The 26,994-nt window shown below is 48.3% G+C and carries 23 protein-coding genes; 4 read left to right on the forward strand and 19 right to left on the reverse strand.

All coding sequences use genetic code 11. The annotated features are described in order from the left end of the window. Nucleotides 1-42: 42 nt before the first annotated feature. On the forward strand, nucleotides 43-1,887 hold the full coding sequence (locus AC1DLI_RS10370; protein ID WP_477602141.1) for an alpha/beta fold hydrolase: 1,845 nt from the start codon (nucleotides 43-45) through the stop codon (nucleotides 1,885-1,887). An 81-nt stretch (nucleotides 1,888-1,968) separates the two neighbouring features. On the opposite strand, the gene AC1DLI_RS10375 is transcribed toward AC1DLI_RS10370, so the two are convergent. Next, a complete protein-coding gene (locus AC1DLI_RS10375) occupies nucleotides 1,969-4,149 on the reverse strand; it encodes an asparaginase domain-containing protein (protein WP_477602143.1) in 2,181 nt (726 codons plus the stop codon). Nucleotides 4,150-4,169: 20 nt separating this feature from the next. After that, entirely contained in the window at nucleotides 4,170-5,549 is a 1,380-nt protein-coding gene (locus tag AC1DLI_RS10380) for an asparaginase (protein WP_477602145.1), read from the reverse strand. A gap of 351 nt (nucleotides 5,550-5,900) precedes the next feature. On the opposite strand from AC1DLI_RS10380, the gene AC1DLI_RS10385 reads away from it, so the two are divergent. Further along, complete coding sequence (locus tag AC1DLI_RS10385) at nucleotides 5,901-6,095, forward strand: sporulation protein Cse60 (RefSeq protein WP_477602147.1); 195 nt, start codon at nucleotides 5,901-5,903, stop codon at nucleotides 6,093-6,095. Between the two features lie 421 nt (nucleotides 6,096-6,516). Here AC1DLI_RS10385 and AC1DLI_RS10390 read toward each other — a convergent pair whose 3' ends face one another. Then, complete coding sequence (locus tag AC1DLI_RS10390; RefSeq protein WP_308996122.1) at nucleotides 6,517-7,338, reverse strand: class I SAM-dependent methyltransferase; 822 nt, start codon at nucleotides 7,336-7,338, stop codon at nucleotides 6,517-6,519. Nucleotides 7,339-7,548: 210 nt separating this feature from the next. Here AC1DLI_RS10390 and AC1DLI_RS10395 point away from each other — a divergent pair, with 210 nt between their 5' ends. Beyond that, nucleotides 7,549-7,974, forward strand: a complete 426-nt coding sequence (locus tag AC1DLI_RS10395) for a DUF4395 domain-containing protein (protein WP_477602150.1) — start codon at nucleotides 7,549-7,551, stop codon at nucleotides 7,972-7,974. A gap of 29 nt (nucleotides 7,975-8,003) precedes the next feature. Here AC1DLI_RS10395 and AC1DLI_RS10400 read toward each other — a convergent pair whose 3' ends face one another. The 11 genes from AC1DLI_RS10400 to AC1DLI_RS10450 all read right to left on the reverse strand — a co-directional run bounded on the left by AC1DLI_RS10400 (nucleotide 8,004) and on the right by AC1DLI_RS10450 (nucleotide 20,619). After that, complete coding sequence (locus tag AC1DLI_RS10400; protein ID WP_477602379.1) at nucleotides 8,004-8,984, reverse strand: FecCD family ABC transporter permease; 981 nt, start codon at nucleotides 8,982-8,984, stop codon at nucleotides 8,004-8,006. Beyond that, nucleotides 8,977-10,005, reverse strand: a complete 1,029-nt coding sequence (locus AC1DLI_RS10405; RefSeq protein ID WP_477602152.1) for a FecCD family ABC transporter permease — start codon at nucleotides 10,003-10,005, stop codon at nucleotides 8,977-8,979. Before AC1DLI_RS10405 ends, AC1DLI_RS10400 begins: the two co-directional genes overlap by 8 nt. A gap of 4 nt (nucleotides 10,006-10,009) precedes the next feature. Then, nucleotides 10,010-10,987: an ABC transporter substrate-binding protein gene (locus AC1DLI_RS10410; protein WP_477602154.1), complete on the reverse strand. Its 978-nt coding sequence runs from the start codon at nucleotides 10,985-10,987 to the stop codon at nucleotides 10,010-10,012. A gap of 108 nt (nucleotides 10,988-11,095) precedes the next feature. Further along, nucleotides 11,096-11,902, reverse strand: coding sequence for a helix-turn-helix domain-containing protein (locus tag AC1DLI_RS10415; protein WP_477602156.1), 807 nt, complete (start codon nucleotides 11,900-11,902; stop codon nucleotides 11,096-11,098). Nucleotides 11,903-11,956: 54 nt separating this feature from the next. After that, nucleotides 11,957-12,943, reverse strand: a complete 987-nt coding sequence (locus tag AC1DLI_RS10420) for an oxidoreductase (protein ID WP_477602158.1) — start codon at nucleotides 12,941-12,943, stop codon at nucleotides 11,957-11,959. Nucleotides 12,944-13,561: 618 nt separating this feature from the next. Beyond that, nucleotides 13,562-15,754 carry an MMPL family transporter gene (locus AC1DLI_RS10425; RefSeq protein WP_477602160.1) on the reverse strand — a complete coding sequence of 731 codons (2,193 nt, stop codon included), beginning with the start codon at nucleotides 15,752-15,754 and terminating at the stop codon, nucleotides 13,562-13,564. 71 nt (nucleotides 15,755-15,825) lie between these two features. Next, entirely contained in the window at nucleotides 15,826-17,202 is a 1,377-nt protein-coding gene (locus tag AC1DLI_RS10430) for a sensor histidine kinase (RefSeq protein WP_477602162.1), read from the reverse strand. Further along, entirely contained in the window at nucleotides 17,199-17,879 is a 681-nt protein-coding gene (locus tag AC1DLI_RS10435) for a response regulator transcription factor (protein ID WP_477602164.1), read from the reverse strand. Before AC1DLI_RS10435 ends, AC1DLI_RS10430 begins: the two co-directional genes overlap by 4 nt. 26 nt (nucleotides 17,880-17,905) lie before the next feature. Beyond that, nucleotides 17,906-19,102, reverse strand: a complete 1,197-nt coding sequence (locus AC1DLI_RS10440; protein WP_477602166.1) for a copper amine oxidase N-terminal domain-containing protein — start codon at nucleotides 19,100-19,102, stop codon at nucleotides 17,906-17,908. A 162-nt stretch (nucleotides 19,103-19,264) separates the two neighbouring features. Beyond that, nucleotides 19,265-20,083 (reverse strand): protein-glutamine gamma-glutamyltransferase, encoded by an 819-nt coding sequence (locus AC1DLI_RS10445; protein WP_477602168.1) that lies wholly within the window; start codon nucleotides 20,081-20,083, stop codon nucleotides 19,265-19,267. A gap of 152 nt (nucleotides 20,084-20,235) precedes the next feature. Further along, entirely contained in the window at nucleotides 20,236-20,619 is a 384-nt protein-coding gene (locus AC1DLI_RS10450; RefSeq protein ID WP_477602170.1) for a GNAT family N-acetyltransferase, read from the reverse strand. Nucleotides 20,620-21,015: 396 nt separating this feature from the next. Between AC1DLI_RS10450 and AC1DLI_RS10455 the strand changes: the two genes are divergently transcribed. Beyond that, a complete protein-coding gene (locus AC1DLI_RS10455; RefSeq protein WP_477602172.1) occupies nucleotides 21,016-21,996 on the forward strand; it encodes an aldo/keto reductase in 981 nt (326 codons plus the stop codon). Nucleotides 21,997-22,052: 56 nt separating this feature from the next. On the opposite strand, the gene AC1DLI_RS10460 is transcribed toward AC1DLI_RS10455, so the two are convergent. The 5 genes from AC1DLI_RS10460 to AC1DLI_RS10480 all read right to left on the reverse strand — a co-directional run bounded on the left by AC1DLI_RS10460 (nucleotide 22,053) and on the right by AC1DLI_RS10480 (nucleotide 26,975). Next, a complete protein-coding gene (locus AC1DLI_RS10460) occupies nucleotides 22,053-22,982 on the reverse strand; it encodes a DUF5667 domain-containing protein (protein ID WP_477602381.1) in 930 nt (309 codons plus the stop codon). Between the two features lie 144 nt (nucleotides 22,983-23,126). Then, nucleotides 23,127-24,353, reverse strand: a complete 1,227-nt coding sequence (locus AC1DLI_RS10465; protein ID WP_477602174.1) for an ABC transporter permease — start codon at nucleotides 24,351-24,353, stop codon at nucleotides 23,127-23,129. Between the two features lie 13 nt (nucleotides 24,354-24,366). After that, a complete protein-coding gene (locus AC1DLI_RS10470) occupies nucleotides 24,367-25,101 on the reverse strand; it encodes an ABC transporter ATP-binding protein (protein ID WP_477602176.1) in 735 nt (244 codons plus the stop codon). Nucleotides 25,102-25,594: 493 nt separating this feature from the next. Next, complete coding sequence (locus AC1DLI_RS10475; protein ID WP_477602178.1) at nucleotides 25,595-26,374, reverse strand: Cof-type HAD-IIB family hydrolase; 780 nt, start codon at nucleotides 26,372-26,374, stop codon at nucleotides 25,595-25,597. 151 nt (nucleotides 26,375-26,525) lie between these two features. Continuing rightward, nucleotides 26,526-26,975, reverse strand: a complete 450-nt coding sequence (locus AC1DLI_RS10480) for an SRPBCC family protein (protein WP_477602180.1) — start codon at nucleotides 26,973-26,975, stop codon at nucleotides 26,526-26,528. Nucleotides 26,976-26,994: the final 19 nt, after the last annotated feature.

Consider the following 26,994-nt stretch of genomic DNA (forward strand, 5'->3'; position numbering starts at 1 on the left):
ACTGATTAGTACTACTAAAAAACTTTAAGGAGTGGTTTTCGTATGGCTCATATTTTCATTACCGGCGGAACCGGCTTTATCGGTACCCAGATCGTTAGGCATCTCGCAGCAAACGGGCATCACATTACGGCTTTAGTACGCTCACGCAGCCGATTCGCCGAGCTCGCTAAGCAGTTAGGCGAAGAAGCATCCCGCTTCTTATCTGCCGTTGTCGGAGATTTGACACAGCCAGGGCTTGGATTATCGCCAAGTGACCGACATGCCATACAAGCCGTAGACGTCATTATTCATGCAGGCGGCCCCATGGACATTTCGCTTGATGAACAGCAAGCAAAACAGGTGTTTCTAGATGCCGCTGATTACTTAAGCCAACTAGCCTCCGAGCTTTATCAGAACGGCATTTTTCGCCACTTTATTCATGTCGTTGGCTTTAAGAGTCCCGTGACCGATAAGAATAGGAATGAACCCGCAGCGATTATGAAGCTTTTGGAGCATGAATCACCTTATGAACGAATGAAAATAACCGCCGACCTCCACATACGAGAACAAGCCAAGCAATCCGGCTACCCCCTCTCCGTCGTACACCCAAGCGTCGTCATCGGCGATTCCGCTACCGGAAATACAGAACAAACCGGCGGACTAGGCATTCTAATTGCATCCGCCAGGCGTAAGCTGATGGGTACCGTTCCCGGCGGCAGGAAGCATTGGCTCCCGCTCGTTCACGTCGATCACACTGCAGCTTTCATCGCGGCACTAACGAATGAACGACAGCCGGTTAACGAAACCTATTATTTACTGGATGAGCAAGACAAGAGCCCCAGCATGACTGAGCTTATCCGCATCATTAACAAGGAGCTCCGCGTTCCCGCACCAATCGGTTCGATTTCCTTATCGCTTTTAACTAAGCTGTTAAGCACTTCATTAGGCAGCAAGGTCGGCATACCCGCGCAATCGCTCAGCTTTATTGTTAATACGGATTTCCCTACGGAACCGGCAAAACAAATACAGCAAAAATACAGTCTTCCGGCATCAGTGAACACATCCGTTTTGCCCCATGTTATTGCCGATTTGGATTACCGCCTATCGCATGGCAGTCCGGCTCGCGCAGACTTCGTACGCGGCAGACGCGGGCAGCTCGCTACACTGGAGAAGACGGGCGCCGGCAAGCCTATCTTGCTGCTGCCCGGCACCTTTAGCGGTGCAGATTGTCTTCTCCCGCTAGCGTCGGAGCTGCAAGACAACCCCGTATGGGTTGCCGATCTGCCCGGCTTCGGACGCTCGCCGTATCACCACCACCCGGCAAACGTAGTAGAAGGACACATCCAAGCCGTTATTACGGCCATCATTTCACAGCCGGAGCCCGTTACTTTAATCGGCCATTCTTACGGCGCATTGCTTGCAGCCCAGGTGAAGGAGCGGATACCTGAGCGCATCCACGCCTTACATTTGCTGCAGCCTGTCTTTCATCAGGCGAATGCCCTCTACAGCATTCCTAGCATAAATCGCCTACTTTTAACCATGCTTTCAGAAGACACGCTGCGTAATAAACTCGTATCGCAAGGCTGCTTCGAGAGCGTCGAGGAAATTCCGGCCGGCTATATCCAGTTCATGCGAAATGAGCTCAGCTCACCCCGAGTCAGGGCGACACTTGCCGACACCCTTGCGGCTTTGACGAAAGCTTCACACTTCAAACTCCAGCCCGCAAGCTGGCAAAGCAAACCAATCAGCATCATTTGGGGTACACAAGACAAGATGTTCTCATTGCCACAGGCTTACAATCAATTTTCCACTAAGTGGATTGACCGCGGTCACCACTTTCCCATTTCACATCCGGTTGAAACAGCCGAGCTGATACGTCAAGCAGAGCTATCCTTTTCAATAAAATAGCTGCAGCATAGAAAAAGGCGGCTCCAACAGGTCATCATCGACCTTAAGGAACCGCCTTTTCAAGCTTTATTTCGTTCTTATTTACTTTTTGAGCATGTTCATAATTACCGTAATAGCATCCGCTCTCGACGCCGTAGCTTTTGGAGCAAATACATTGCCTGTGCGCCCTTGAATAATACCTTTATCGCTAACTGCTTTAACAGCTCCCATCGCCCATGCCGGAATATCTTCGTTATCGGCAAAGCTTGTTGCTGCGTTCGGATCCAAGGTTAACCTCGCTCCTTTTGCAATCATCGACACCATTTCCATCCTCAAAATATTAGCGCCTGGACGGAAGGTTCCGTCTGGATACCCGCTAATAATTTCCGCTTTGACCGCATGCGCGACGGCTTCCTTCGCCCAAGCAGCAATTTTGGCTTGATCGGTAAAGGTAAGCGCCGCACCCTCGCCCTCTGCTTTTAATGCACCCATCAGCATTACGGAAAATTCCGCGCGCGTAACGGTATTGTTTGGCTTAAAGGTTCCGTCCGTGTAGCCTTTTACAATTCCGGAAGCAATAGCCTCTTTAATAGCAGCCTCCGCCCAGTGACCGGAAATATCCGTAAAGGCTGTATCCGCTTTATCCACTGCAAACACTGCAAACTTTGTAAAATGATCTGTTTTCACAGCAATGGTGCTGCCACTCACAGTTCCGCCCATTTCGATCCACTGTTTCTTCGTCTCATCATAATAGAATACGGAGGCCACTTTGCCTTCCTTAATGAGTGCCGGATCAAATTTAAAGGTTAGCGTGACAGGAACCAAGAAGTTTGACGATATTGTTTTGAGTATTTCAAAAATCGGTGATACCAGCTGGCTTGTTGACTCTACAATACCGCCCGTACCTGTCAGCTTCGTAATGGACAGCTGCATTTGCTCCTTTGTCGCTCCTGCCGGAACAGATACCGTGACGCTGTCATCCAAGCCTAAGGTGCCCGCACTGCCGGCTCCAATGGTAACTTGTCCCGAATTTGTTTCAGTACCGCCAGATCCGCTGCCTCCTCCAGGAACGGTAGGAGTTTCAGCCACGTCTAACGTAATATCCTGCGTGCCCACTGTCTCAAACCAGTTCTTTACCGTATTGAAATCATTCGAGAATGCGAGCGACAGCATCAGCATAATTCTGGCATGCTGCGGGTTCAGGTTGTCCCCGGCAATAATGCCGCTGCCGCCGCCGGTAATGGTACCGGAGCCTGTTCTTGTCGTCGATACGAATGTAACGCCATGATCTTTAATGGCTGCGGAGCGTGCTGCGCTCATTTTGGAAGAAATCCCAGCCGCTCCCGTACCCGCTGTCACGATTCCTTTTGCTCCATCCTCAACCGATGCCCGAATCGCGCCGCCGCCAGCCTCTTGATAGCTGTACACAATCTCAACCTTCGGCAGGCTTTCCTTCGAAATCGTCTTTAAGTTAAACGGCGTAGCCCAGTCGGCATCCCCCGCCTTTAACGCACGGGCATTCAAACGATAAATCCGTACCGCCGGATCATCGACGTAGCCCAAAGCGCCAAACATAGGCGTCTCAAACGTATCCATACGATGCGAATTACTCTTCGTTACCTCGCGAGCCGCATGAATGACGTCATTTAGCATAACGACCGTACCATACCATTTCGTTTTGCCGCTGCCAGCTACCTTAATCGCCTGATAAAGGTTAGCCGGACCGTCTGTACCGATTGCATCCCAAGGTCTCATTGCACCCGTGACGACGACAGGTTTCTCGCTTTGCACCGTCAAATCGAGGAAGTAAGCAATCTCCTCCATCGTGTCAGTACCCGTCGTCACTACTGCGCTGTCATAAATTTCAAGAGCTGCGTCTACGGCAAGCGATAAATCATAAAGCTCTTTCAAGCTGTAGCCGCCTGATCCCTTGTTCCCGAATTGAAAGGTGGAAACATCGGCTATTTTATCTTTTTTCGGAAGCTGTGCAACCATATCCACTATCTTATAAGTGCCCGCTGCATAGCTTTGAAAGTTGGTAGGATCATTATTTCTCACTTGCCCGGCTAATGTACCGCCCGTTGCCACTACTATAACATTGGGCAGTGCCGATGCTTTATGCTCCTGAGACAATGCCGGAATGTCAAAGGTCGGCAGCACCGGCGCTGCTGCCTCTGCACGAACCGATCGGGTATATCCGACCAGAAGCGTACTGAGGAGCGCCGTAATGAGGAGAGGAATGAAAATCTTCTTCGATAATTTCGATTGGCTTATTATAGTCATAACCGTACTCCTCTCCAAAATTATGGCGTCACCGGTGCTGTTGCAGGCGTAGGCTCTATAGTAACAGGCTCTGTACTCGGAGTAGGCTCGGTAACTACAGGCTCTGTACTCGGAGTAGGCTCAGTAACTACAGGCTCCGTTACTACAGGCTCAACAATCGGCTCTTCAACTGAAGTGCTCAGCACGGTATTTTCATCCACTGATATTTCAACATCCTGTGTACCGAAGGTTGTAAACCAGCTTCTAATTTGGCTCACATCATTTGTAAATGCCAGGGATAGCAGCAGCATCATACGGGCATGTGCCGCATTGAGGTTATCGCCGCCAATGACACTGCCGCTTCCGCTGTCATAGATAGAGCCAGAACCGGTTCTCGTCGTTGATACAAAAACTACGCCTTTATCCCTAATAGCTGCTGTACGGGCTGCACCCAGCTGCGAAGAAATACCGCCCGCCCCTGTGCCTGCCGTTACTATTCCTTTTGCGCCGTCCTCTACCAAGCCGCGAATAGAACCGCCGCCAGCCTCTTGGTAGCTATAAACGATCTCAACAATGGGAAGACTATCCTTAGAGATGGTTTTCAAATCGAACGGTGACGACCAAGCTGTCGTACCTGCTTTAGCCGCTCTAGCGGGAGCACGATAAATGCGTACAGCCGGATCATCCACATAACCTAGCGCGCCGAACATAGGAGCGTCAAACGTATCATTGCGGTGTGCATTAGTTTTCGTTACCTCACGAGCCGCATAAATGACATCATTCAGCATAACCACGGTACCGAACCATTTTGTCTTGCTGCTGCCGGCAACCTTAATGGCTTGATAAAGGTTGGCAGGGCCATCCGTACCAATAACATCCCATGGTCTCATTGCACCCGTTACAACAACTGGTTTCTCGCTGCGTACCGTGAGATCTAGGAAGTAAGCAATTTCCTCCATGGTATCGGTACCCGTTGTTACAACCGCGCTGTCATAGATTTCGAGCGCAGCATCAACAGCTAACGATAAATCATAAAGCTCTTTAATGGTATAACCGCCTGAGCCCTTATTCCCGAATTGAAAGGTAGAGACATCTGCTATTTTATCTTTTTTAGGAAGCTGAGCAACCAAATCCGACATCAGATATGTACCCGCTGCATAGTTCTGAAAATTGGTAGGATCATCATTTCTTGCTTTTCCCGCAAGCGTGCCCCCGGTTGCTACAACAATAACATTAGGCAGGCTGGATGTCTGATGCTCAGATGAAAGAGCCGGGATATTAAAGGTTGGCAGTTGAGGCGCTTCCTCAGCCCGAACAAAGCTATTACTCGCCAATACGCCAACCATTGCCGCTAGCAGTGAAATCACTAACAACGGAACAAGTACCTTTTTAGCTAACTCCCTCTTTACAATCTGTGTCATATTTTTCTCCTCCTATGTTATATATTTCTCTACAACTACTTCAATAGTCTATTACATGTTATATAATCTAACAAACACAAAAATAGCCATAAAAGCGCATTCAGCTTGTATTTACTCAATTTTACTTAGGTTTTTACTTAGTTTCTTACTATATTAAAGTTTCTATATGTTAGTTTTAATTACATAAGTTATGGAATTTCGACTTAATGATACCCACTGTTCAGGCAAATGAGATGTTCATTTATTCAAGTTGACACTCCTAGCCCCCAATGCTATGGTGGACGTGAGCAGGCATTCCGCTACTACGGCGGGATGCCTATCTGTTTATTTTTAAAGGGAGGTGACCTCATTATGATTCAGGTTAAAGAATTTATTGATACGGATACGGTTTTTGCCGAGAAGAGAGCAAACGAGTTTTTGGCGGAGCTAAACGACGACCAAGTCATTAACATTTGTTACGGCTCCATGATCAAAACAGCTACATCCGGCAACGCTTATCAACGAAGCACCATCTTAGTCGTCTATAAACAAAATGCAAAAAAGTAATAAAGAAAGAGGTGATCCATCATTAAGCCCCGTCAGGATCATTTTGAAACACAAGAGAGCCAGGGGAACAAGGAACAGGACATTCGAGGCATAAAAAGAGATAAGTGGGAAATTTTTTTCCGCATTCTGTCTTTCACGGCAGCTATCGGTCTAATCGCCACAGCCATCGGTTATACCGTCTATCTATTCATAAAGCAATAGGAGCAGCTGCCTTAAAACCGATATCACTGATTAAGCACGGAGGTTGGCCATGAAATATTTTACGTACAATCGATTGTTTATGTTGAAGAGTGGAATATTCACTAAGCCATAGTCCCCCCCTGTCCCCTACGGATTAAAAAAATAAGCAAGCTGTTATTGCCTTAAAGGCGTTAACAGCTTGCTTATTTGGTTTATATCCGAATTTTCATTTGAAAAGAGTCTACTTTACGCCGATTCTCATGCGATAGCTAAACCTAACATCCAAGATTCTGCCTGCAAAATAATTTTCTACACTGCTCCGGAATTGCCGCAGCTGTTCCTCGAGCCCCGTTGAACCAAGCTTAAACACCGTTTGAACGCCGCCTTGACTGAGCGCAAGGCCAATATAGCGCTGTGCGTCGCAGGATTCTAAATTATGAAATACGATTTCCTTCGAGAAGCGGAACAATCCGCTGCCCGCGATATGGTTTAAATGCTGCTCTTTGTCACGCTTGCTTGCCCGGTCCTTCTCTGCAATATACTTTCCGATAATTTCCTCGGAACGGTCGATGAGCCGTTTGTACTCCGCTTCAACAGACCAATGCAGCGTCGGAGGCCAGTCGCAATCGTAGGCTGCAAATATACCTTCGGGCTTTAGAACACGCGCGAATTCGCGAAGCGTGCTAACTGGCTCCATCCAATGAAAGGATTGCGAGCAGGTAACCACATCGACACTCTCCGGGTCTAAGGCAAGCTTATCCGAATAGCCCTTAACGAAAGAAATAGGCTCCGCATCGGTCAACTCCGATAAATGGGAAATCGCCTTGCTCCTCATATCGTCGTTAGGCTCAAAACCTATTATTTGCCCTGCATGTCCAAGCCACACAAAGGAGGACAAGCCTGTGCCGCAGCCAACATCGGCCACAACATCGGGTTTTCGGCCGAGGTAACTTGTTAAAATATCGATAACTGCTTTCGGTGCCTTAGGACGATGCTGATCATAATCATTTTCAAATCCGGAGAAACGATCTACATTGTTTTGCGAATGGCTTCCTGTAGTCATTGCACAGCCCCCCGTTTCAACTAAAAGGAGTTAGGCTTATTATCGCCCACTGCTCATAATGATAGCATTAAATTCAGTATCTTGCGCAAGGTAAAATGAAGCCGTGTCAGCCAAATTTTTTTCGGGTAGAATGATTTCAATATTGCTAATTGCACTGTAATTCACTACTATTAAATTAAGTAATTCCAATAAGGAAAGTAGGTTTTTAATATGAAGGAAATTCCGATTCCTTACGTTCGCAGCAATCAGACGGGTATCGTTATCGTTCTCCTCCTTGCATTAAGCCTGCAGCTGCCATGGCTCATCGCGGCGTTGTTCATTATTCAGATCGTCGGATTGGCATTGGGTCCAAAGGCAAATATATTCATTCTCGCTGCCCGTCCTTTTCTAACGCGCTTGCTTCCTTCCGCGCAAACGGAAGCAGCCGAGCTGCAGCGCTTTAACAACTCCCTCGGTGTAGGCTTTCTCACCTTATCGTTGCTTAGCTTTGCACTCGGCTGGGCTACAGCGGGCTATATATTCGCAGGCATGATGGGCGCTGCTGCTCTTGCTGCCATCCTCGGCTTTTGCATTGGCTGCACCATCTATTTTCAATTCAATCAATTTCGCGCACGCCGCCGCTTAAAAAAAAGCTGACGCCCTCGTCCGCCGCTCCGTTAACCCGTTTATTCGCTGCGCACCCTTGCACGGCGAAGCAGATATACAAAGTAGGGTGCGCCAATAATCGCGGTCATAATACCGACGGATACCTCTCGCGGAATAATTAACACGCGGCCTAAACAATCCCCAAGGAGCATCATATCCGCACCAATGAGCGCCGCAAGCGGAATCAGCCATTGATGCCTCCCTCCAACCAACAGCCTTGCGGTATGTGGAGCAATCAAGCCGATAAAGCCGATTGCTCCGACTGCCGCTACTGAAATGGCCGTAAGCGCAACGGCAAGCAGCAGCAGCCAGAGCCGTTCCCGCACAAGATTGAGCCCCAGCGCCACACTCCATTCATCCCCGAGCTGAAATACATTTAACTTAGCAAAATTCCACCATGCGACAGGAAGCAGGACAATGATCCACGGCAGCAGCATAAATGCCTCATCCCAGCTTCTTCCCCACAGACTGCCCGACATCCATAAAAGCGCCATATTAATGTCCGATGGATTTTTAACGAGTAAATACTGAATCCCCGCTTGAAATACCGCGCCGATTGCAATGCCGACCAAAGCAAAGGAAGCCGGCGTTAATGTCATTCTTCTGCTTAATAACAGCAGCAGGAGAAACGCGAACAACGCTCCGGCAAATGCGGCTATCGGAAGCGCATAGCTGGGAGCTCCGGAAAAAACAAAGATGACCAGTGTTGCGGCGAAGCCTGCCCCTTTGGTAATGCCAATGACATCGGGACTGGCCAGCGGGTTGCGTATGATGCTTTGCAGGATTACCCCTGCCACTGCCAGTCCGAAGCCGGCCAAGATGCCTACAACAATTCTGGGCATTCGATATTCGCGCACAATGAACGAGAATGAACCGTCCTTCGTCACCAGACTCTCCCACAGCTCTTGAAAAGGAACAGAAACAGCGCCGACCCGTACGGACAGCACGGCAAGCACAATAAGCAGAGCAAAGGCGATGAAGAGCGGCATACTTTTACGCAGCATGTTCTGCACCTCTTTTTCTGCGGGCTAAATAAATAAAAAACGGACCGCCGATCGCAGCCGTTACGATGCCTACCGGCGACTCGTAGGGAAATGCAATAAAACGGCTGATGAAATCCGCATATAGCAGCAGGCTGCCGCCAAGCAGCGCCGTTAGGGGAATGAGCAGCACAAGCTTTCCGCCCACCAATGCGCGCGCAATATGCGGAATGATCAACCCGACAAAACCGATGGGCCCGCAAATCGCAACAGCCGAGCCAGCCAGTACTATAACTAGCAGCATACAGACCGCTTTAATCGCGGCAACGCGCCCCCCAAGGCCGATGGCGACAGCATCATCCATGGCCAGCAGCTTAATGGATGGAATCATGAGCATAAATACGGCAAAGCCTGCCAAGGAGAAGGGCATAATCACCCGCACCTCTGCCCAGGAGGCATGGTCAACGGAGCCAACGAGCCAGAACAGCATACTGTCTGTGGAATGTTGGTTCAAAATCGTGAGCCCCTCCGTTAAGGAGGAGAGCAGAACCGATACCGCAATGCCTGCGAGGGTGAGCTGAACATGCTGCTTCTGCTGCGTCCCTGCTAGCAGCCACACTAGAAACGTTCCGCATGCAGCGCCGATAAAACCAAATAAGACCGAATGGGCCAATGAAAAGCTGGATAATGTAATCAACGCAATTACCACAGCCAAAGAAGCACCTGCATGAATCCCTAATAAATGCGGCGATGCCAGCGGATTTCTAGTAATTAACTGGGTCAGCAAGCCCGCTAGCGCCAATTGCACCCCGATAAAAAGAGCGGTTAGCGTTCGCGGCAAGCGCAGCGTTTGAATATATAGATGTGTTTTGTCGTTTCCTTGCCAGGTTAGCGCTTCCCATAACACCTTCCATGACGTATGGGCTTGCCCCCATTTTAAGCTGCTAAAAAAACCAATGGCTAAAATAATAAATGACAAACAAAAAAGGAAGAGCAGAACCGGCTTGCGGTTCTGCTGTTTGAGACTGGGTCGCTTGTTCATGTCCTTACTCCCCTAAATATTGAACGATATCCTCGGCCATTTTCTCCGATCCGATTAGGCCGCGTGACAAAGCCCAATTGCGTCTTTCCACAGTAAAGACTTGTTCGTTCTGCACAGCGTCAAGTTCTTTCCAGAGCGGATTTACTTCCCACTGGCTGATAATCGTCTCTTCCGTTGCCGGCAGCAGGAAAATCGCTTGCGGGTTGGTCTCAACAAGCTGCTCCAGGCTCAGCTGCGGATAAGAATCCTCGCTTTTCACCGGATCGGTAAAGCCAAGGCTTGCCAAAAATGAACCCGTATACGAATGGTCGGAATGGGCATAAAAGCCTTTGGGATTCACGACTGCAGGAAGGACGGTCAGGCTTACATCTTTGATTTTCGCTTTGGCTTCGGCTATTTTCGCCGTATGCTCCTCCAAGCGCTTCTCGCCTTCCGCTTCCTTGCCAAGCACCTTCGCAATGGTCTTATAGTTCTCCAGCATTTGATTGTAATCCGCTTGATGATCATCCAGCACAAGCGTTGGCGCTATGGCATTCAACTGATCATACACTGTTTTGTGATGATTTAAATCCGCAATAATCAAGTCAGGCTTCAGCGAGCTGATCAACTCGATATTAGGCTCATAACGGGAACCGATGGAAGTGTACTCCTTCAATTGTTCCTTTACGGTATCCATAAACAAAGAGCTGTCGTCATCATCAGCAACACCGACCGGCTGAACGCCCAGCGTCATTAGCGCATCTGTATAGCTAAATTCCAGTACGATAACCCGCTCAGGTGTTTTGTCCAGCTCAATTTTGCCAAGCGCATGCTCGAATACCGTCTTGGATTCTGCTGGCGCATTCGCTGGCGTATTCGAAGCCTGCTCTACTTCCGCCGCTGGTTGTGAATCATTGTTAGCCGCGTTGCCGCAAGCGATCAGGCTTAATAGGACGATGCTTAAAACCGTAAATCCAAGTACACGATTAAAACCTTGAAACATAATGATTGTGCCCCCTATAGATGAATATGATTATTATTCTCATTTACATTCTAAAGGTAACCCTCCCATTCGAACATATCTTATTTTAAGATTGGGCATGTCTTATTTTTAGATTTCTGCAAGACCTTTTTTGAAGGCCATAGGGGAGCAGCCTACCTCCTTCTTGAACATCCGGCTAAAGTAAAAGTAATCCGTAAAGCCTGATTTTTGGGCAATCTCTTTGGCCGTTAAGTCCGTTTGCTGAAAAAGCTGCTTAGCCTTCTCGATGCGAAGACGTCGCATGTAAACGGTCATCGTCTCCCCCGTATATTTTTTGAACAGGACGGTAAAATGGCCCTCGCTTATACCCGCGCGCTTTGCGAGCATCGGCAGGGTCAGCATCAGCATATAGTGCTCGTTCATATAAGAGATCGTATCTTCCAGCGCCTGCTCCGCTGATTTATCTTCCTTCTTCATTCCCGATTCGTACAAATAGATGTACAAAATCCGCTCCAGCATAAGACGCAGCCGAAACCGCAAAGTGACATCCGGTTCCTCCTCGGCAGCAGGCAAATCCGGTACGGTTATGCGCAGCATTTCATCCAGCATATAATGAATTTTCACCTCGCTGAACGTACTGAGCGGACCCGCGAGCGTCCACTCCTTATCCTCGGGAATCATGCGGTAAACAATAATGCCGTACTCCGCTTCCCTTGTCTTTGGCACTTCAATGCTATAGCTGCTCTGTTGAGGATGGCATGCATAGCCTTGGGAGCAGATGACAGCATCCGCCCCGCCCGTTTTCACCGTAACATGCCCCTTCCGAACGATAACCAAGGCATACTGGCCGGCTTGCAGCTTCAATTGCTGCGATGTCTGATAGAGCTGTACATGCTCCATGCTGGGAATAAGCATAATGAGTTGCTGAAAATCCAATTTTCTCTAATCCTTTCTTCTACAGCGTCTTCTATACCTTCTTCTACAACTCCCCTAAAGCTTCACGACCGTCCTGCCCTTGGACTGTCCCTTCAAAAGCAACGCCGTCTGTTCCATTACCTGCTCCAGCCCAATTTCGTTGCATAATTCATTTAGGATTTGCGGCTTATAAGAACCTGCTAACAGCTCCCAAACCTTGCCCCGCTTCTCCATGCCAACCATAACCGAATCAATGCCGATGAGCCGGACTCCTCTGATAATAAACGGAAATACCGTAAGCGAAAGCTCAGAGCCGCCCGTTAAACCGCTCGCCGCGACTACGCCGCCGTATTGCATTTGCGGAAGCAGCGCTGCCAGCGTCTCACCGCCGACACAATCGATAGCCCCTGCCCAAAGCTGCTTGTCCAGCGCCCGCTTCGTGCCTGCCGCAAGCTCCTCTCTGGAGAGGATCCGCTTCACGCCAAGCTCGCGTAAATACGCATGCTTATCCGGCTTGCCCGTGCTTGCCGCCACCTCATAGCCAAGCTTCGCGGCAATAGCGGCAGCCACGCTGCCTACGCCGCCTGTCGCCCCGGTAACCAGAACAGGGCCATCCTCCGGACGCACGCCATTTTGCTGCAGCTCATAAATGGATAAAGCAGCCGTAAAGCCCGCTGTTCCAAGAATCATTGCCTCTTTCATCGATAACCCCGGAGGCAGCTTAAGCGCCCATTCCGCGGGCACTCTTGCATAATCGCTGTAGCCGCCGAAATGGCTGACTCCCAATCCATAGCCGGTCACCACTACCTGATCTCCCGGCCGAAACCGCTCATTTTCACTGGACACGATGGTACCTGCCAAATCAATGCCTGGAATAAACGGATAGCTTTTTATGATTCCGCCGTTTGCCAAGCAGGCTAACGCATCCTTGTAGTTTACGCTGGAATACGACACCTGAATGAGCAGCTCGCCCTCCGGCAGACCCGCTACCTCCATCCGCTTCGTTTCACCAAGGATTTGGCCATCTATTTTATTAATCATAAACGCTTTAAAGGATGACATGCACATTCCTCCATTCATTCCCCATTATTAGGTCTTGGAATACAACGGTTTACATCACTTTCTGATGTAATTAGCTTATCGCTCAGTGCCAATTAACGCCCGTTAAGGCAGAGTATTGCTGCGTCCTAAACGAAAGGGTTCATCTTCTACAGTAGCAGTTTTTCCTTCGAATTGCGATATGGACTCCGAAACGTAAAAAGGGTGCCCGCAGCCCTTATGCCGCGAGACATCCTCAATTTACGATACACTCCAAACATCTGCTAAGCAGCTTCTCTCTTTTGTTCATTTCTTTTGTTCATTTCTTTTGTTCATTTCTTTTGTTCATTCTAAATAACTGGAAATTCTCCTGTTGATTTGGTGAAAATGGCAGCACAGTTATATTTAACAGGAAATTCCCCCTTTAATTTCGGGCAAACCACCGTCTCAACGGGAAACGGACTGAATTAACGGTAATAAATCCTGCTAATTCAAGCCCGAACGTCAAATCGGTTATTTTAACGGTAGAAAATCCCGTTAAACGATGCCGAATTAACAAACGATCCGTCTAGCAGTACGTTTTCCGTTGATTCTTGCGCGTCCTAATGAATTCCAGAGCCTATAAACAAAAAAGAGCATCCGCTAGGATGCTTCATTCTTGTTTTTATGGATAAGTAAGCTCATTAATGCAGGCAGCAGCATCCCTCTAACGAGGAATGTATCCAGCAAAATGCCTGCCGCCATCATAAAGCCGAAGAGAAACAGCTCCTGCAGCGGCTGCGTCATCAGTACGGCAAAAGTCGCCGCAAGAATGATTCCTGCTGATGAGATGACGCCGCCCGTCGATGCCACCGCAAGCTGAATCGCCTTTCGCCACGGATGGCGAGTCGCTTCCTCCTGCACGCGTGAGACGAGCATAATATTATAATCGACGCCCAAGGCAACCATAAAGACAAAGCTGTACATCGGCAGCCGATAGCTGATTGATTCATAGCCAAACAGACTGTGGAACACGCCCCAGCTCATTCCCAGCGTCGCCGCGTAAGATAACAAAATCGTAATCATCATATAGAAGGCCAGCTTAACGGAGCCTGTTTGCCAAGCAAGCATCATGGTGATGAAGAGAATAATCAGCGTGAACACAACCGCCATATCCTGCTTGTTCATTGCACGCACATCAACCTGCGCCGCTGTCTGACCAGCGAACTGCAGCGATTGGAGCGATGGGTCAAAACCGCTCTCGCGGAGTAATGAGCTGCTGTCCTTTTTCCACTGCTCTACCGTATCCAGCGCCTTATTCTCATAGGGATTCGTTCGCAATACCAGCTGAAGCCGCGCCGTGCGCTTATCCTTCGATATGGCCTCTGCAGGCAATGACTCTCCAAGAAGCACATCCGGATTTACGGAAGCTATGCTTCCTTGTCCTTTCATTTTTTGCGTCAAGGCATGCAGCTTATTCGTGAAGGAGCCGTCCGCTTCAATATCAGCTCCATTGTTTACGAGCAGTGTAACAGGGGCCAGCTCTCCCGGCGGATAATGCCGCTCCAACAGCTCAAATCCTTGGCGTGATGCCAGCTTCTCAGGGAAGGATTCCATGAGATTAAAGGAAAAGCTGACCCCAATGCTGTTAATTGCCGCTAACAGCAGCAGTACGAGCAGAATTCCCGCAACCCGCTTCGGCTTACTCGTAACAAAGCTTCCAACGCGGGTCCATAAGCGAGTGCGAGTCCTCGTTCCCAAAGGCTGTGTCTGCGCTTTCGGCACGAAGGGCCAGAAGGCTTTGCGGCCAAGCAGGGCAAATACAGCGGGTACAAGCGTAAGGCCAGCCAGCAAAATAACGGCCACCGCAGCCGAGAATACTGGTGCAAAGCCCCTATAAGGCTGAAAGGTTGCAGCAAACAAAGCCAGCATCGCCAGCAGAACGGTTCCCCCGCTGAATAAAATAGGCTCCGCAGCATGCTTCATGGCCGCTCCCATCGCCTGGTGCTTGCTTTCAGCTTGGAGCAGCTCCTCGCGGTAGCGTGAAAATACGAATAAGCAATAATCGGTGATCACGGCGAATAACAGGATCATCATAATCGATAATGATTGCTTATCGATAACGAACAAGCCCGCTTTGCCCGCGAGTCCAATCAATCGGTCCACCACCGCATAAACGAGGCCTGCAGCCGCTAGCGGTATAATCGCGAGCAGCGGCGAACGGTAGATCGCGATGAGCAAAATAAGAATAAGAACAACCGTCGAGAACATCAGCACCATATCCGCATTCCGAAAGAGCGTAAGCGTGTCAGCGGCTATCGCTGCCGGACCCGTCAGCTCAAGCCGAACCCCCGCAGTCCCAAAATTCTCCCAATTCTCTCTTATCGCCTCCAAGGTTGTCAGCACCTGATCCGATTCCGTGTGTGCCTTCAGCGAAACAGGCAGCAGCAGCGTCGTCCGATCCTCGGATAGTTGCTTGATTTGCACAGGCTCTGGCATGTCATGGAAAGGCATTGCTTTATCCACCTGTACAGGCTTCGAATCCGAGGCAAGCCACTCGCTGAACTGCGAGATGCTCTTTCGTTGCTCGGCTGTGATTGCTTGCTCGTTATGGAACACGAGCAGCACAGGCATCCCGTCCGAGGAGGGAAATTGCTCATCCAGCAAACGCTGCGCTTGCGCAGCCGGATTGCTGCCGCCGGCATTGCCTTCTCCCGCACTTATCGCATACTCCTTCGCGCCCGGGGCTGCCAGGCTGAGCGCAATCGCAAGCAGCACCCAGCAAAGCAAACTTATTTTGGCCCCGCGCGGGCTGCACACATATTGAATTACCTTTTGCAACGGCTTTACATTCATGTTCTTGTCCTCCTGTTCTGTCCTTCTCCCGTATTATCGAACAGGAAGATGAACGAACGATGAACAGAACATTACAAACGCGGAAGCGTTACGATAACCGAGGTGCCTTCTTCAGGCCGGCTGTGAACCGTGATGCTCCCTTGATGGAGAGCCACTATTTTATGCACGATCGAGAGCCCGAGTCCACTGCCTGCCGACTTGTGGCTCCGAGCTTTATCCGCCTTATAAAAACGGTCAAAAATATACGGTAGATCCTCCTCTGGAATGCCGACTCCCTTATCACTTATCTTTACTTCAATAACATCCGATTCTGCGATGGATATAGAAATGGCTTCTCCCGGCTGCGAAAACTTTATGCTATTGGCAATTAGGTTCAACCATACCTCATAAAGTAGCTGCTGATCCGCATGAACGGACGTGTCGGGCAATTCAAGCTCCAATTGGAGAGACTTTTCAGTCCATTGCCATTCCAGCGTAATTAAGATTTGGCGAATTTGTTCATCCAAACGAAAAGCCGTTTTATGCAGCGGCTTGCTCTCTTTATCCAGCGCTGCCAGCATCAGCAGCTGCTTGCTTAAGCCGGATAGGCGCTTGCTTTCCATTTCGATTATGGATAGATAGCTATCCGTTTGCTCCGGCGTGGTCTCCTTATCGAGTACGGCCCGTGCCAAGCCCTGCATCGAAGTTAGCGGCGTTTGAAATTCATGCGACACGTTAGCCACAAATTCTTGGCGCATCTGGTCCAGCTGCTTAATCGCAAGCGTCATCGCCGAGAAATTGCGTGCCAGCTCGCCTATTTCATCCCCTCTTGAGAGCTGAAGGCCCGCATCAAAATTACCGGCAACCATCTGCTGGGTCGCTCTCGTCAGCTCATTAACTGGTTTAACGATCAGCCGCGATAAAATAATGATTAGCACGAGACTAATCACAAAGGTCATGCCGATTAATATGCCGGCAATAATGCGAACCTCTCCAATCTGCTGCTGCAGATCCGGCCGAATAAATAGGGCCGCTTCGCCCTCATCCGTCTGAATAGGTAAACCAACCGTATTCAGGATACTATTTTTAAAATAGGAGAACAGCTGCAGCCGGTCCTTCTGTTTCTCCATGCCGAGGTATACTTCTCCGTCTTGAACAGCCTTTATTTGCTGCTCGTTCAGCTGTCCATGCTTGAATGGCGAACCGTAAATTCGGCCCACCCCGTCCCTATTCACATAATAAATCTGGTAACCAAGCTTAGCCGTATGCGCCAAATAAGTATCCAGATCCAATTGCGGATTCTGCTCATATTGATCGCGAATGCTTTGCGCGGTAGCGAGCATCTTTTGCTCATTGCCGGATTGCTGCTTATATTGATAATACAAGCTCGTTAACAGCAACCCCAGCAGGCCGCTAATCATCGCGACCATCACAAACGTGAAAACAATGCGCACATATAACGATTTCATCCTTCACGCACCTCCAGCTTATAGCCAAGACCCCGAATCGTCGTGATGGTGAAGTCGCCTTGCCGGTCTGCAAAACGCTCACGCAGCCTTTTGATATGAACATCGACGGTGCGGCTGTCGCCCTGAAAGTCCGCGCTCCATATCAGCTGAATCAGCTGCTCGCGCGTATAAATACGGCCCGGATGGCTGGCTAATTGGGATAACAGCTCAAATTCGCGCAGCGGCAGCGTAAGAACGGCTTCGCCTATTTTAATCTCATAGCCTCTTCGGTCGATAACAACGCTGCCCAGCTGAATGACCTCCGAGGACACAAGCCGATATCTGCGCAGCAAAGCTTTCATGCGGAAGAGCAGCTCTTTCGGCTCAAACGGCTTTACGATATAGTCATCCGTTCCGGCGTCGAAGCCCTTTTCTTTATCCTCCATCTCTGCCCTCGCTGTCAGCATTATGACAGGAATATCATAATGAAGCCTAATCTCCTGGCAAAGTTCGAAGCCATCTTTCCCCGGCATCATAATATCTACGACTGCCAAATGGACCTGCTCATTCTCCAGCAGCTGGGATGCAGCTTGTCCATTTTCCGCTTCAAGCACGACATACCCGTCCTTTCGCAGCACAAACCGCAGCAGCTCACGAATAGACGGATCATCATCCACGACTAATACATGCATTCTCATCGACTTTCTCCCTGCAAATGGCCAAATTAATAATCACCATTAATATCAAGCTCGCTATTATAGGTCCATCTTTTACCATCGATTAAATCCATACTGATGATGAGTTCGTATTCATAAGGCTCTTCTACTTCGTCCTCCCCGTCCAGCTGTTCACTGTTAAGAATTCGCGCATGAACAGCAGCATAGGAATCATCCATATAGAGAACTCTTGCTTCTAGCAGTTCTTCCTTTGTCTTTGTATTCTCAAACCGGTTTTTTAAAATCTTTTCATATTTATACCAATCCTGAGCTCTGCTGTTCCAATCCGCTATATACAAAGGTGATGTAAACGACATAGCCTGATCATAATTCTCTTCATTCATCGCTTTATAATAAGCATGTAAATCCTGTAAAACATTCTGCACGGCTGCAGGCTTATTCTCCTCTAGCTCAATAACCGTATTGTTCACATCACTCGGCAGCTCCATTTGAAAATGCCTAGGATTAACCTTGTATATTTTCCAAGCGGTACCGACCTTAATTAGAAAATATTCGGTTTCAACGGATTCATACAGCACCTGCGTTTCTGAACGGTAGCCCGCGGTGACAACCGCTCTCGTGCTTGATGGATATTCGATTACCCCAACCCATGTTTCAAAACTTTGATAAGGACCATACCCCTCGTACAGTTGTTCATCCAAATAAATAAGCTCCTCATAACCGTCAATAAAAACATCCTGCAGCGGCTGCTTCAGGCTGCGTTCCATATAACCTTCCAGAAGCCGCTCGATACTCTTATCCTGTCCAAAGCCGTATTTCGTCAAAGTAACCGTTAGGCTCTTCTTCTCGAAAACCACCTCGTAGCCAAGTACCTCTGCTGCGGACCGAATCGGCAAGTATGTCCGGTTCTGAATAATTCTAACCGGGCTTGATAAATAGTAGCCTTTCTGTTTGTACTCCATTATCTTTTCCCCAGCCCATACCTTCAGCGTCTCTCCGTTCAGCTCGCCAATCAGTGCGTCTGTTTCCGGGTCACTGCCCACTTTGCCGCCAAGCCCTTCAATAAATGCGCGAAATGGCAGCAAGGTTTCACCGTTCTTTAATATCGCTTTGGCATTTGGAAGCTTCGCTCCATTGACAATGACTTGCATATTTTCATTAGAAGCCGTTTCTCCGTAAACTGGAGCTATACCGCATAAAAACACAATAATAGCCGTTAATGCAATCTTGCTAATCTTACTCATATTCACCTCTCCAGTATGTATAAACTACTCAAGTTATACCATTTCACCCTATCTTTGAAAAGGATATGACTAATCAGGAAGGCAAGCAAAACACCCGTAATTGAAGCGGTTCCCGCCTCACCTACAGGTGCTTATTGCACCAATCTGACCTTGCCGCTTTGCTTAATATCTTATTGTACCTGATCCGATTCTCCCCGCGATTCCGATTTGCTCGGCCGCGCTTTCCTCTTCCCACCAAGCATCCCTCATCGAAAGCCCCCGCAAATACTCGAAGTCGGGGTGTACGACCAAGTCCTGCAAATAAGCCGAGATGGTGCTGTTCTCCCTTCTCATCCGATTCAGCGCGTTTATAATTTCCTGGCCGGATTCAATGCCGATGCCGTGCCCAAAATATAAATTATCATCCAGCATGATGACGTTTTCCCCCTGCCACTCAGGTGTTTCCGGGTCATGCTCGGGGTTTTTGAAATACAGCACATCTCCCGGATATGCTTCGTTTTTATTATAGGTCGTAATTAAGTTCAAATCGCGGTCATATTGCCAAGACCGCAGGAACAGGTTTTTAAAATATGCGTTAAATACCGCGTCGCCAACCGTCTCAAGCACCGCTTTATACAAAATAATGATGATGGCGCCCGCGCATTCAAAGCCGTACAAATGCCCGTTTTCAAAAATATCGTTTATCCCAACGGAAGGCAGCACGCCCCCATTAAGCTGAAACCCGCCGTTTTCCGTACGCGTCCAGTATTGCTCATTGCATTTGGACCCTTCAAAGGTTGCAAAGTTTACGCCGCTGGCATAAAGCGCTTTGGCCGCTTCAACAATATGTGTTCGCATCTTGAGCTCAAATTCCAGCGCATCAACGGACGGATACCGATAAACGACCTGGCTGTTCCGCTTAGCTTGCAGCATTCTTCTCTCCAGCTCCGTAAGCGTCAGCGGATTCATCGAAAACTCCGGACTGCCCGATACAATTATCACCCTGATGTTCCTCCCTTTCATCCCACATCTATTGGGTTATTGTACGTGCAAAAAAAACTTTTGTGAGTAGTGATACATAACTATACGGAACTGAAAAAAGAAGAGAGCCGCCAACCCTAGGGTTGGCGGCTCTCTTCTTTTCTAATGACCTATTATTCACGCATATTCCCGCTTGTGGTACCTGTTCCGCCAGAGCTATACGTATCGGAGTACTCCGTATTTGTTTTCTCCCATACATCCTCATAAGCGGAATTCCGCTTGAATTGCGCCAAAGCATACGAGCAGGAAGGAATAATTTTTCTTCCCTTTTCTCTAGCCTCATCAACAACGAAACCAAGCAATTGCTTTCCCAAATCCCGTCCGCGGTATTCTCCATCTACATACGTATGGTCAATTACCCACGTGTCCACGTCAACAAGCGTGTAAGTAATCTTGCCGATCGTTCCCTTTGTCGTTGTTAGAATATAACTGTTTCCTTGTTTTCGCGCCCTAATTTCCTCTTCCACCGCACCATACATGTCCCTGTCTGTACTCATAGCTGCTTGCACCTCCATGAAAGTTACCCAAAAACCCTCTTCGGTCAAGCATTGGGTTTATTGTTACTTACCCCAATGAGCCAGGCTTGAACCTTCATAGGCGGTGCCTGCTTCCCTAGCCGATAGGTTGATGGGAACTTTGGGCGGCGGTATCATTGCCCAGTTTATTGGATTTCGTTATGTGAATTGGGTGTGTCTGGCCGTTGCGATTTTCGCGTTTCTTATCTTACGGAAAACAAAGCAACATGAGAAGAGTGAAATACAGGCAGGAAATACCCATTCCGTATAGTTGGGAGAATGGGGTTCTTATTTATAGCTTGACTTGGAGTTAACTCCAAGGAGTAAACTACATTTGAAAGAAACAATATATCGATTGGAAAGTGAGGAATCCATCAAATGGAATACGTGAAACTTGGAAATACCGGCTTGGATGTGTCCCGCCTTTGTCTTGGCTGTATGGGCTTTGGTGTAGCAGAGCGTTCGTTTCATCAATGGGTACTCAATGAAGAAGGCAGTCGTCCAATTATAAAAAAAGCACTAGAGCTTGGAATCAATTTTTTTGATACGGCGAACGTATATGCCGACGGAACAAGTGAGGAAATTCTTGGCCTCGCACTCAAGGATTATGCCAAACGAGATGAAATTGTCCTAGCGACAAAAGTTAATGGCCGCATGCATGAAGGTCCCAATGGCGCCGGACTTTCCCGAAAGGCAATCATGAGTGAGATTGATAAGAGCCTAAAGCGTCTGGGAACAGATTATGTGGATTTGTACCAGATTCACCGCTGGGATTACAATACGCCAATCGAAGAGACGATGGAAGCCTTGCATGATGTGGTGAAGGCGGGGAAGGTAAGATACATAGGTGCTTCTGCCATGTATGCATGGCAGTTTTTGAAGGCCATTCATGTGGCCGAGAAAAATGGGTGGACCCGGTTTGTATCGATGCAAAATCATTTAAATCTCATATACCGTGAAGAAGAGCGCGAGATGCTGCCGCTCTGTAAGGCTGAGAAAATCGGTGTGATTCCATATAGTCCGCTTGCAGGAGGACGATTGACAAGAGATCCGCAGGAAACAACACATCGTTCCGAAACCGATCAAATAGCGAAACAGAAATACGATAAGACTGCGGATGCCGATCGATTAATCGTAGATCAGGTTGCGGCTATCGCGGAAAAACGTGGCGTACCCCGTGTTCAAATCGCAATTGCCTGGTTGCTGCAGAAAGAACCGGTCACAGCTCCCATTATCGGTGCTACAAAAATATCCCATCTCGAGGATGCGGCGGCTGCTCTTTCAATCACGCTGACACCTGAAGAAGTTACGTCGTTGGAAGAACCTTATGTACCTCATCGGATAGTTGGTCATCAGTGATGAGCAACTGAGTCGGACCACTGAATGAATCAGTGGTCCGTTTTCTCTCCAAGGACTTACTTGTTATCATTATTTTTTTCATTACGGTTATTATGATGTTCTTTCTGTTCCTTAATAATCTCTTCTTTCTTCTCTTTCTTCGTTTCCTTACTCTTTGCTGCGTTAATCTTTTCTTCTTTAATCTTTGTTTCTTTCGTTTTCACTTCCTTGAACTTGGAGTCCAATTCCTGCTTCATTTCCTTGTCTAGAACCTTTTTTTGCTTCGTTTCGTTTTTAAGTGTAGAGGTTACATTAGCGTCACTGGAAACAGCGGTATCCGTTTTTGATTGAGCTGAATCTTCCGCCTGCTTAGTCATGGTCTCAGAGGCTTGCTCTTCTGGAGCCTTGTTTTCGAGCTTCGCAAGCTTTTTCTCCAACTTGCCGAAAGACTTTATAATATTTTTCAAAAGCGATTTCTGGGCTTGCGGGTTTTCAACCTTTTCCAGCGCTGCAGTTAGAGCTAAAATATTATGCTGCAGGTCGGATTTCACCTTTACCGCCTGTTGTGCATCTTTTTCCTCAATTTCATCTTCCGCCTCAGAAGCAACCAATTCTATTGCATTCTGTTGGTTTTCAAAAGACTTCTGAAGAGCTTGCTCCGACTCCGTCGTTTCTCCCTTAGCATGCAAGGCAGCCGCTTCGGAAAGACGCTCCTGAGCGAATTCCGCAAGCAATCCGGCCTCCTTTACATCGTCAGCCTCAATTGATAGTCTGATGTTTTCATATACGACTTTTATAAAATAAAAGAAATCACCCGGCAAAAGGGTTGGCGTTTTTTCTTTGCTTTCCGAAACGGCCTTCTCAGCCGGCAAATCTATTGCCACCGCAGAAGTGGATATCGGAGCGGAGGCCTCCCCCGATGCAAATACACTACCTGTCCCGACGCCTATTACAAGCATGCCAATTAAAGCGCTCTTTGCAACAAAGGCATTTCTTTTTGATTCCATTATTCGTTTTAGATTCAATTCGCTTACCACCCTCGTATAATTTTCTTAGCTGCAGCTATGTATAAACAATACGACATCGTGAGATGTTTTAGGGGGGTAGACGGATCACACCCGTTTGGCAAGCAGTCTCCTATTGGATTCTAATTATTTTCTAATTCGATTGTCATACTTGCTCACAGCCATCCATACGGCAGCGCAGATTAAAGCGGCAGCGGGCAAACCAACCGGACCCGCAATTTTATGGCCGGCAATAGCCGACCAAACGAGTATTGGCGGCAATAGCAGCCAGAACCGCGATAGAACAGCCCCTTTCTGAGCGGCATTCCTAGACCAGGGGAATTGCGTGATAAATGCTTCCGCAAACCATTGCTTCCACTGGAGATGCAGCCAAGACATTCCGATTACCGTTAAAGCAAGCACTAGAAATGCTGCAATCAGTCCAGGGACAAGCGATACCGCAAACGTAGCCACCGAAATAAAGCCAAGCCAGATGCGAATATGCGTCATGCCTCGCAAGAAGGCTTTCAGCCTCATTTCCGCCAGCATCGTCCCCGCATCAGACTTACGGAATATACGCTGGGAAAAACGGAACAAATACGGCCGTTTCACGCGAAGAAGCGGCTTCGATTCGATAACCTGGCTCATTAATAGCTCCGTGCTGCGAAGACGCGCCGCGTTCTCTATTTTTACTTCCGCTTCGAATTGAATAGGCATTCGCAGTCCGAAGCGCAGCAGCAAGAAAAAAACGACAGTGCCCGCAGCCAAGGACATACTCAGCAAACCTATGTCTCTCGCCCACGTAATCATCGGAATCAAATAGGCTGCTATAAACAGCAGCGTGATCAATGTTTCAAGTGACCGCTTTCGCATGCCCATTAGCCTGCCATTTAGCAGCTGTAAGCTAAGCGCCAAAATCATCCCCATCACAATCGTAAAGCCAAAGGCCAATCCAAGCTGAAGCCATGATTGCTCCTCCGCTCTGATTAAGAAAGGCAGCAGCAGCAGATAAGGAATTGCGATTATAATTATTTTCGTAACCAGCGTGTAGCCAATTCCACACCGCTTTAACGTCTGCAGCCACTCCGGACGCTGAAGCAAAAATAACCGGTCAGCTTCCTCCACAAAAACACGAATCTGACCGAATAACAAAAGGAAAAGCAGCAAAATCGGATATAACGCGGTCCAAGGCATCTTGATGGCCCACTCCGGCATATCAAGCAGCGCCTCGCGGTATAGGCCGCCCCCAATAAATAGTCCCGGTATAAGCAAGTAGAGCCATACCGTCCAGTCAAGTACGCTATTCCAAGCACGAAGCTGCTCTCTCTGATTGCGTTTCAACCGTATCCAAAATAATTGACGCGGTGTCATCATCACGTCCCGCCCCCTAGGTCAATGCGTGAAAGCACTCGAACAATGTCGCGTCATCCGCGCAGCCAGCATCATCTCTTACCTGCTCCAAGCCGCCTCGTGCAACGACCGAGCCATTGTTAATGAGAACGAAACGATTGCAGATACGTTCAGCGGTGTCCAGCACGTGAGTGCTCATGAGAACGCCTGCACCGCGCTCCCGCTCGCCCTCAAGCAGCTTTAGAAAATCAGTTGTCGCACGCGGATCAAGTCCGACGAATGGCTCGTCCACAATATAAACATCCGGTTCCAGCAGAAATGCGATAATAAGCATCAGCTTTTGCTGCATACCCTTGGAGAAATGAGCGGGGTAATGATGCTTCTCTTCCAGCAAACGAAAGCGCTCCAGAAGTTCATCCGCTTTGACTGCAAACTGCCGCTCTTCAATACCAAATGCCGATGCCGCTAAATGCAAATGCTCCCACAGCGTCATATATTCATAAAATACCGGCTGCTCCGGAACATAGGCATAACGTTTATTTTTACCGCCAAGCACAATTTCTCCGTTCACATGCGCCATTAAGCCGAGTATCGTTTTGATCGTCGTGCTCTTGCCCGCTCCGTTGGGCCCGATTAATCCTACAAGCTCTCCCGGCGCTACCTCCAGCAAGATCTGACGAATGATCGGTTTGCCTTCCTCGTAGCCGGCCTCCGTTATCGCAGCCCGCAGCACATAGCTTGGCAAGCTTGTATTTTCCTTTTGAGAATCCACCCGTAATCGACCGCCTTTCCTAACCTAGTCATTACTATGCTTCTACGTTTAAATCGTTTAGAGAGTACCACTGTTTTGTATCGGTTCAAGGAAAATTAAGTATTAAACTGACTTATTAAACGACAATCGACAGTCTTGGACTTGATAATAAAGTCACAGACTGCCGATGTTTTATGGCGTGCTAGCTAATATGGATTGGCATGGCTATACTCATAACCTCCCTATGCAATCAGAAGGATTTTTGTATAATAATTCCAATAAACATTGTATCACGGAAACATTAGGAATTGAAATCCGCTGTCCGTTAGTCAAGCGTAAACGGCTGACACCGTCCTTGGCGGCAAAAGCTCGTTTCGCGGTGAAATATAAGCAACGTATAAGGTTGAATTTTATACTTTCTTATATTTCAAAAAAAGCTGACACCGCAGCGTGCGGTATCAGCTTTTTTATAGTTTACATTTTTGCATATTTGCACACAAAATAGAGACGCCGCTTATCGCTCTAAAAGGCCCGCTTCCACAAGCCCGTTACGTATGCCCTGCTCGTCAACATGCGTCGTCACATAGTCGGCAAAGGGCAGCAGCTCGGGATGCGAGTTGCCCATAGCAATGCCAAAGCCAACCGTCTCCAGCATTTCTTTGTCATTCAGGCCATCCCCGAATGCAACGGCATCGGCAGACGTTAAGCCCAGCTTATCAAGCAGTGCTTCGATACCTTGCGCCTTTGAACCCCCAGCCGGAAGGACATCAATAGCCTGCGGATGCCAGCGGATCAGCTTTAATTCGGAATGCAGACCCTCATAGAGATGCTCCTCATGGCTCTCGCAGTGAAGGAAGACTTGATAAATGCCATCTGTTTTCCAAAACTCCGGATTGAAACCAGGCAAATCAACCTTTAAAGAGTTAACGGACTCTATAATAAAAGGATGGTCCTCTTTATCCGCAAAAAAGTTATGCTCGCCCTCAAAGACAAGGCCGTGGTTATGCTCAGCAGCAACCTTAACAAGTGCTTCCAGACGATGCTTTTCGATCTCGCGTTTATATAGCGGCACTCCCTTGTAGACGACATAACCCCCGTTCAAACAGACGAACGATTCGATGCCAAGCTGCTCAGCAAGCGGTTTAATAAAATAAGGCGCGCGCCCCGTGGCAATTACTGGTTCAACTCCGCTTTCCTTCAGCTCCGCAATGGCTTTGACCGTATCTGCAGGGATTTCCTTTTGCTCGTTGATCAACGTGCCGTCAATGTCGAAAAAAACAATTTTATAGCTCATTCTGCTCTCTCCTGTCCGTTGTCGCAGACGTTTTACGCCTGTCCTTTTTTACAGTATAAAGAATCGAGCCCAGAAAAGAAATCGTTACACCCTTTATGCAGCAAAAAAAGAGCATCAACTGCTGCTGATGCCCTCACGAATACGGCTGTGCCTACCAGCCAAACGCTAAACCTTTGCCTGTCTCGATATAAGTTTTCAAATTGCTGAGGATCATCCACCACTGGCTGTCCACCGTTTCCAAAGACGGGTGGTTCTCGGTAAACCGGTCATTAGTAAGGACAAGCTTGGTTGTTTCGCCAACAGCCTCAAGCTTAAAGGTAATGGTCGATTCCAGCTCCGCATGATTGGGGCGATACGAAGGGCCTGGATGCTCTAAAACGCTAAATATTTTATTCTCCTCATATGCTAGAATAGTACCATAAATATGCACCGTCTCATCACCATCCGTACCCGGACCGACATAGCGGAAGGAAGAGCCTTCTTCAAATGTAGAATCGATGACGCAGCCAAAAAAAGTAGCCCGCGTGCCTTCCGGCGATACAAACGCAGCCCACACCTTCTCGGGCGCTGCGCCGATATAAAACTCATATTTAAACTCCATGCGATACACTCCTTCTCAT

This window comes from Paenibacillus sp. 01T443, assembly GCF_056398325.1.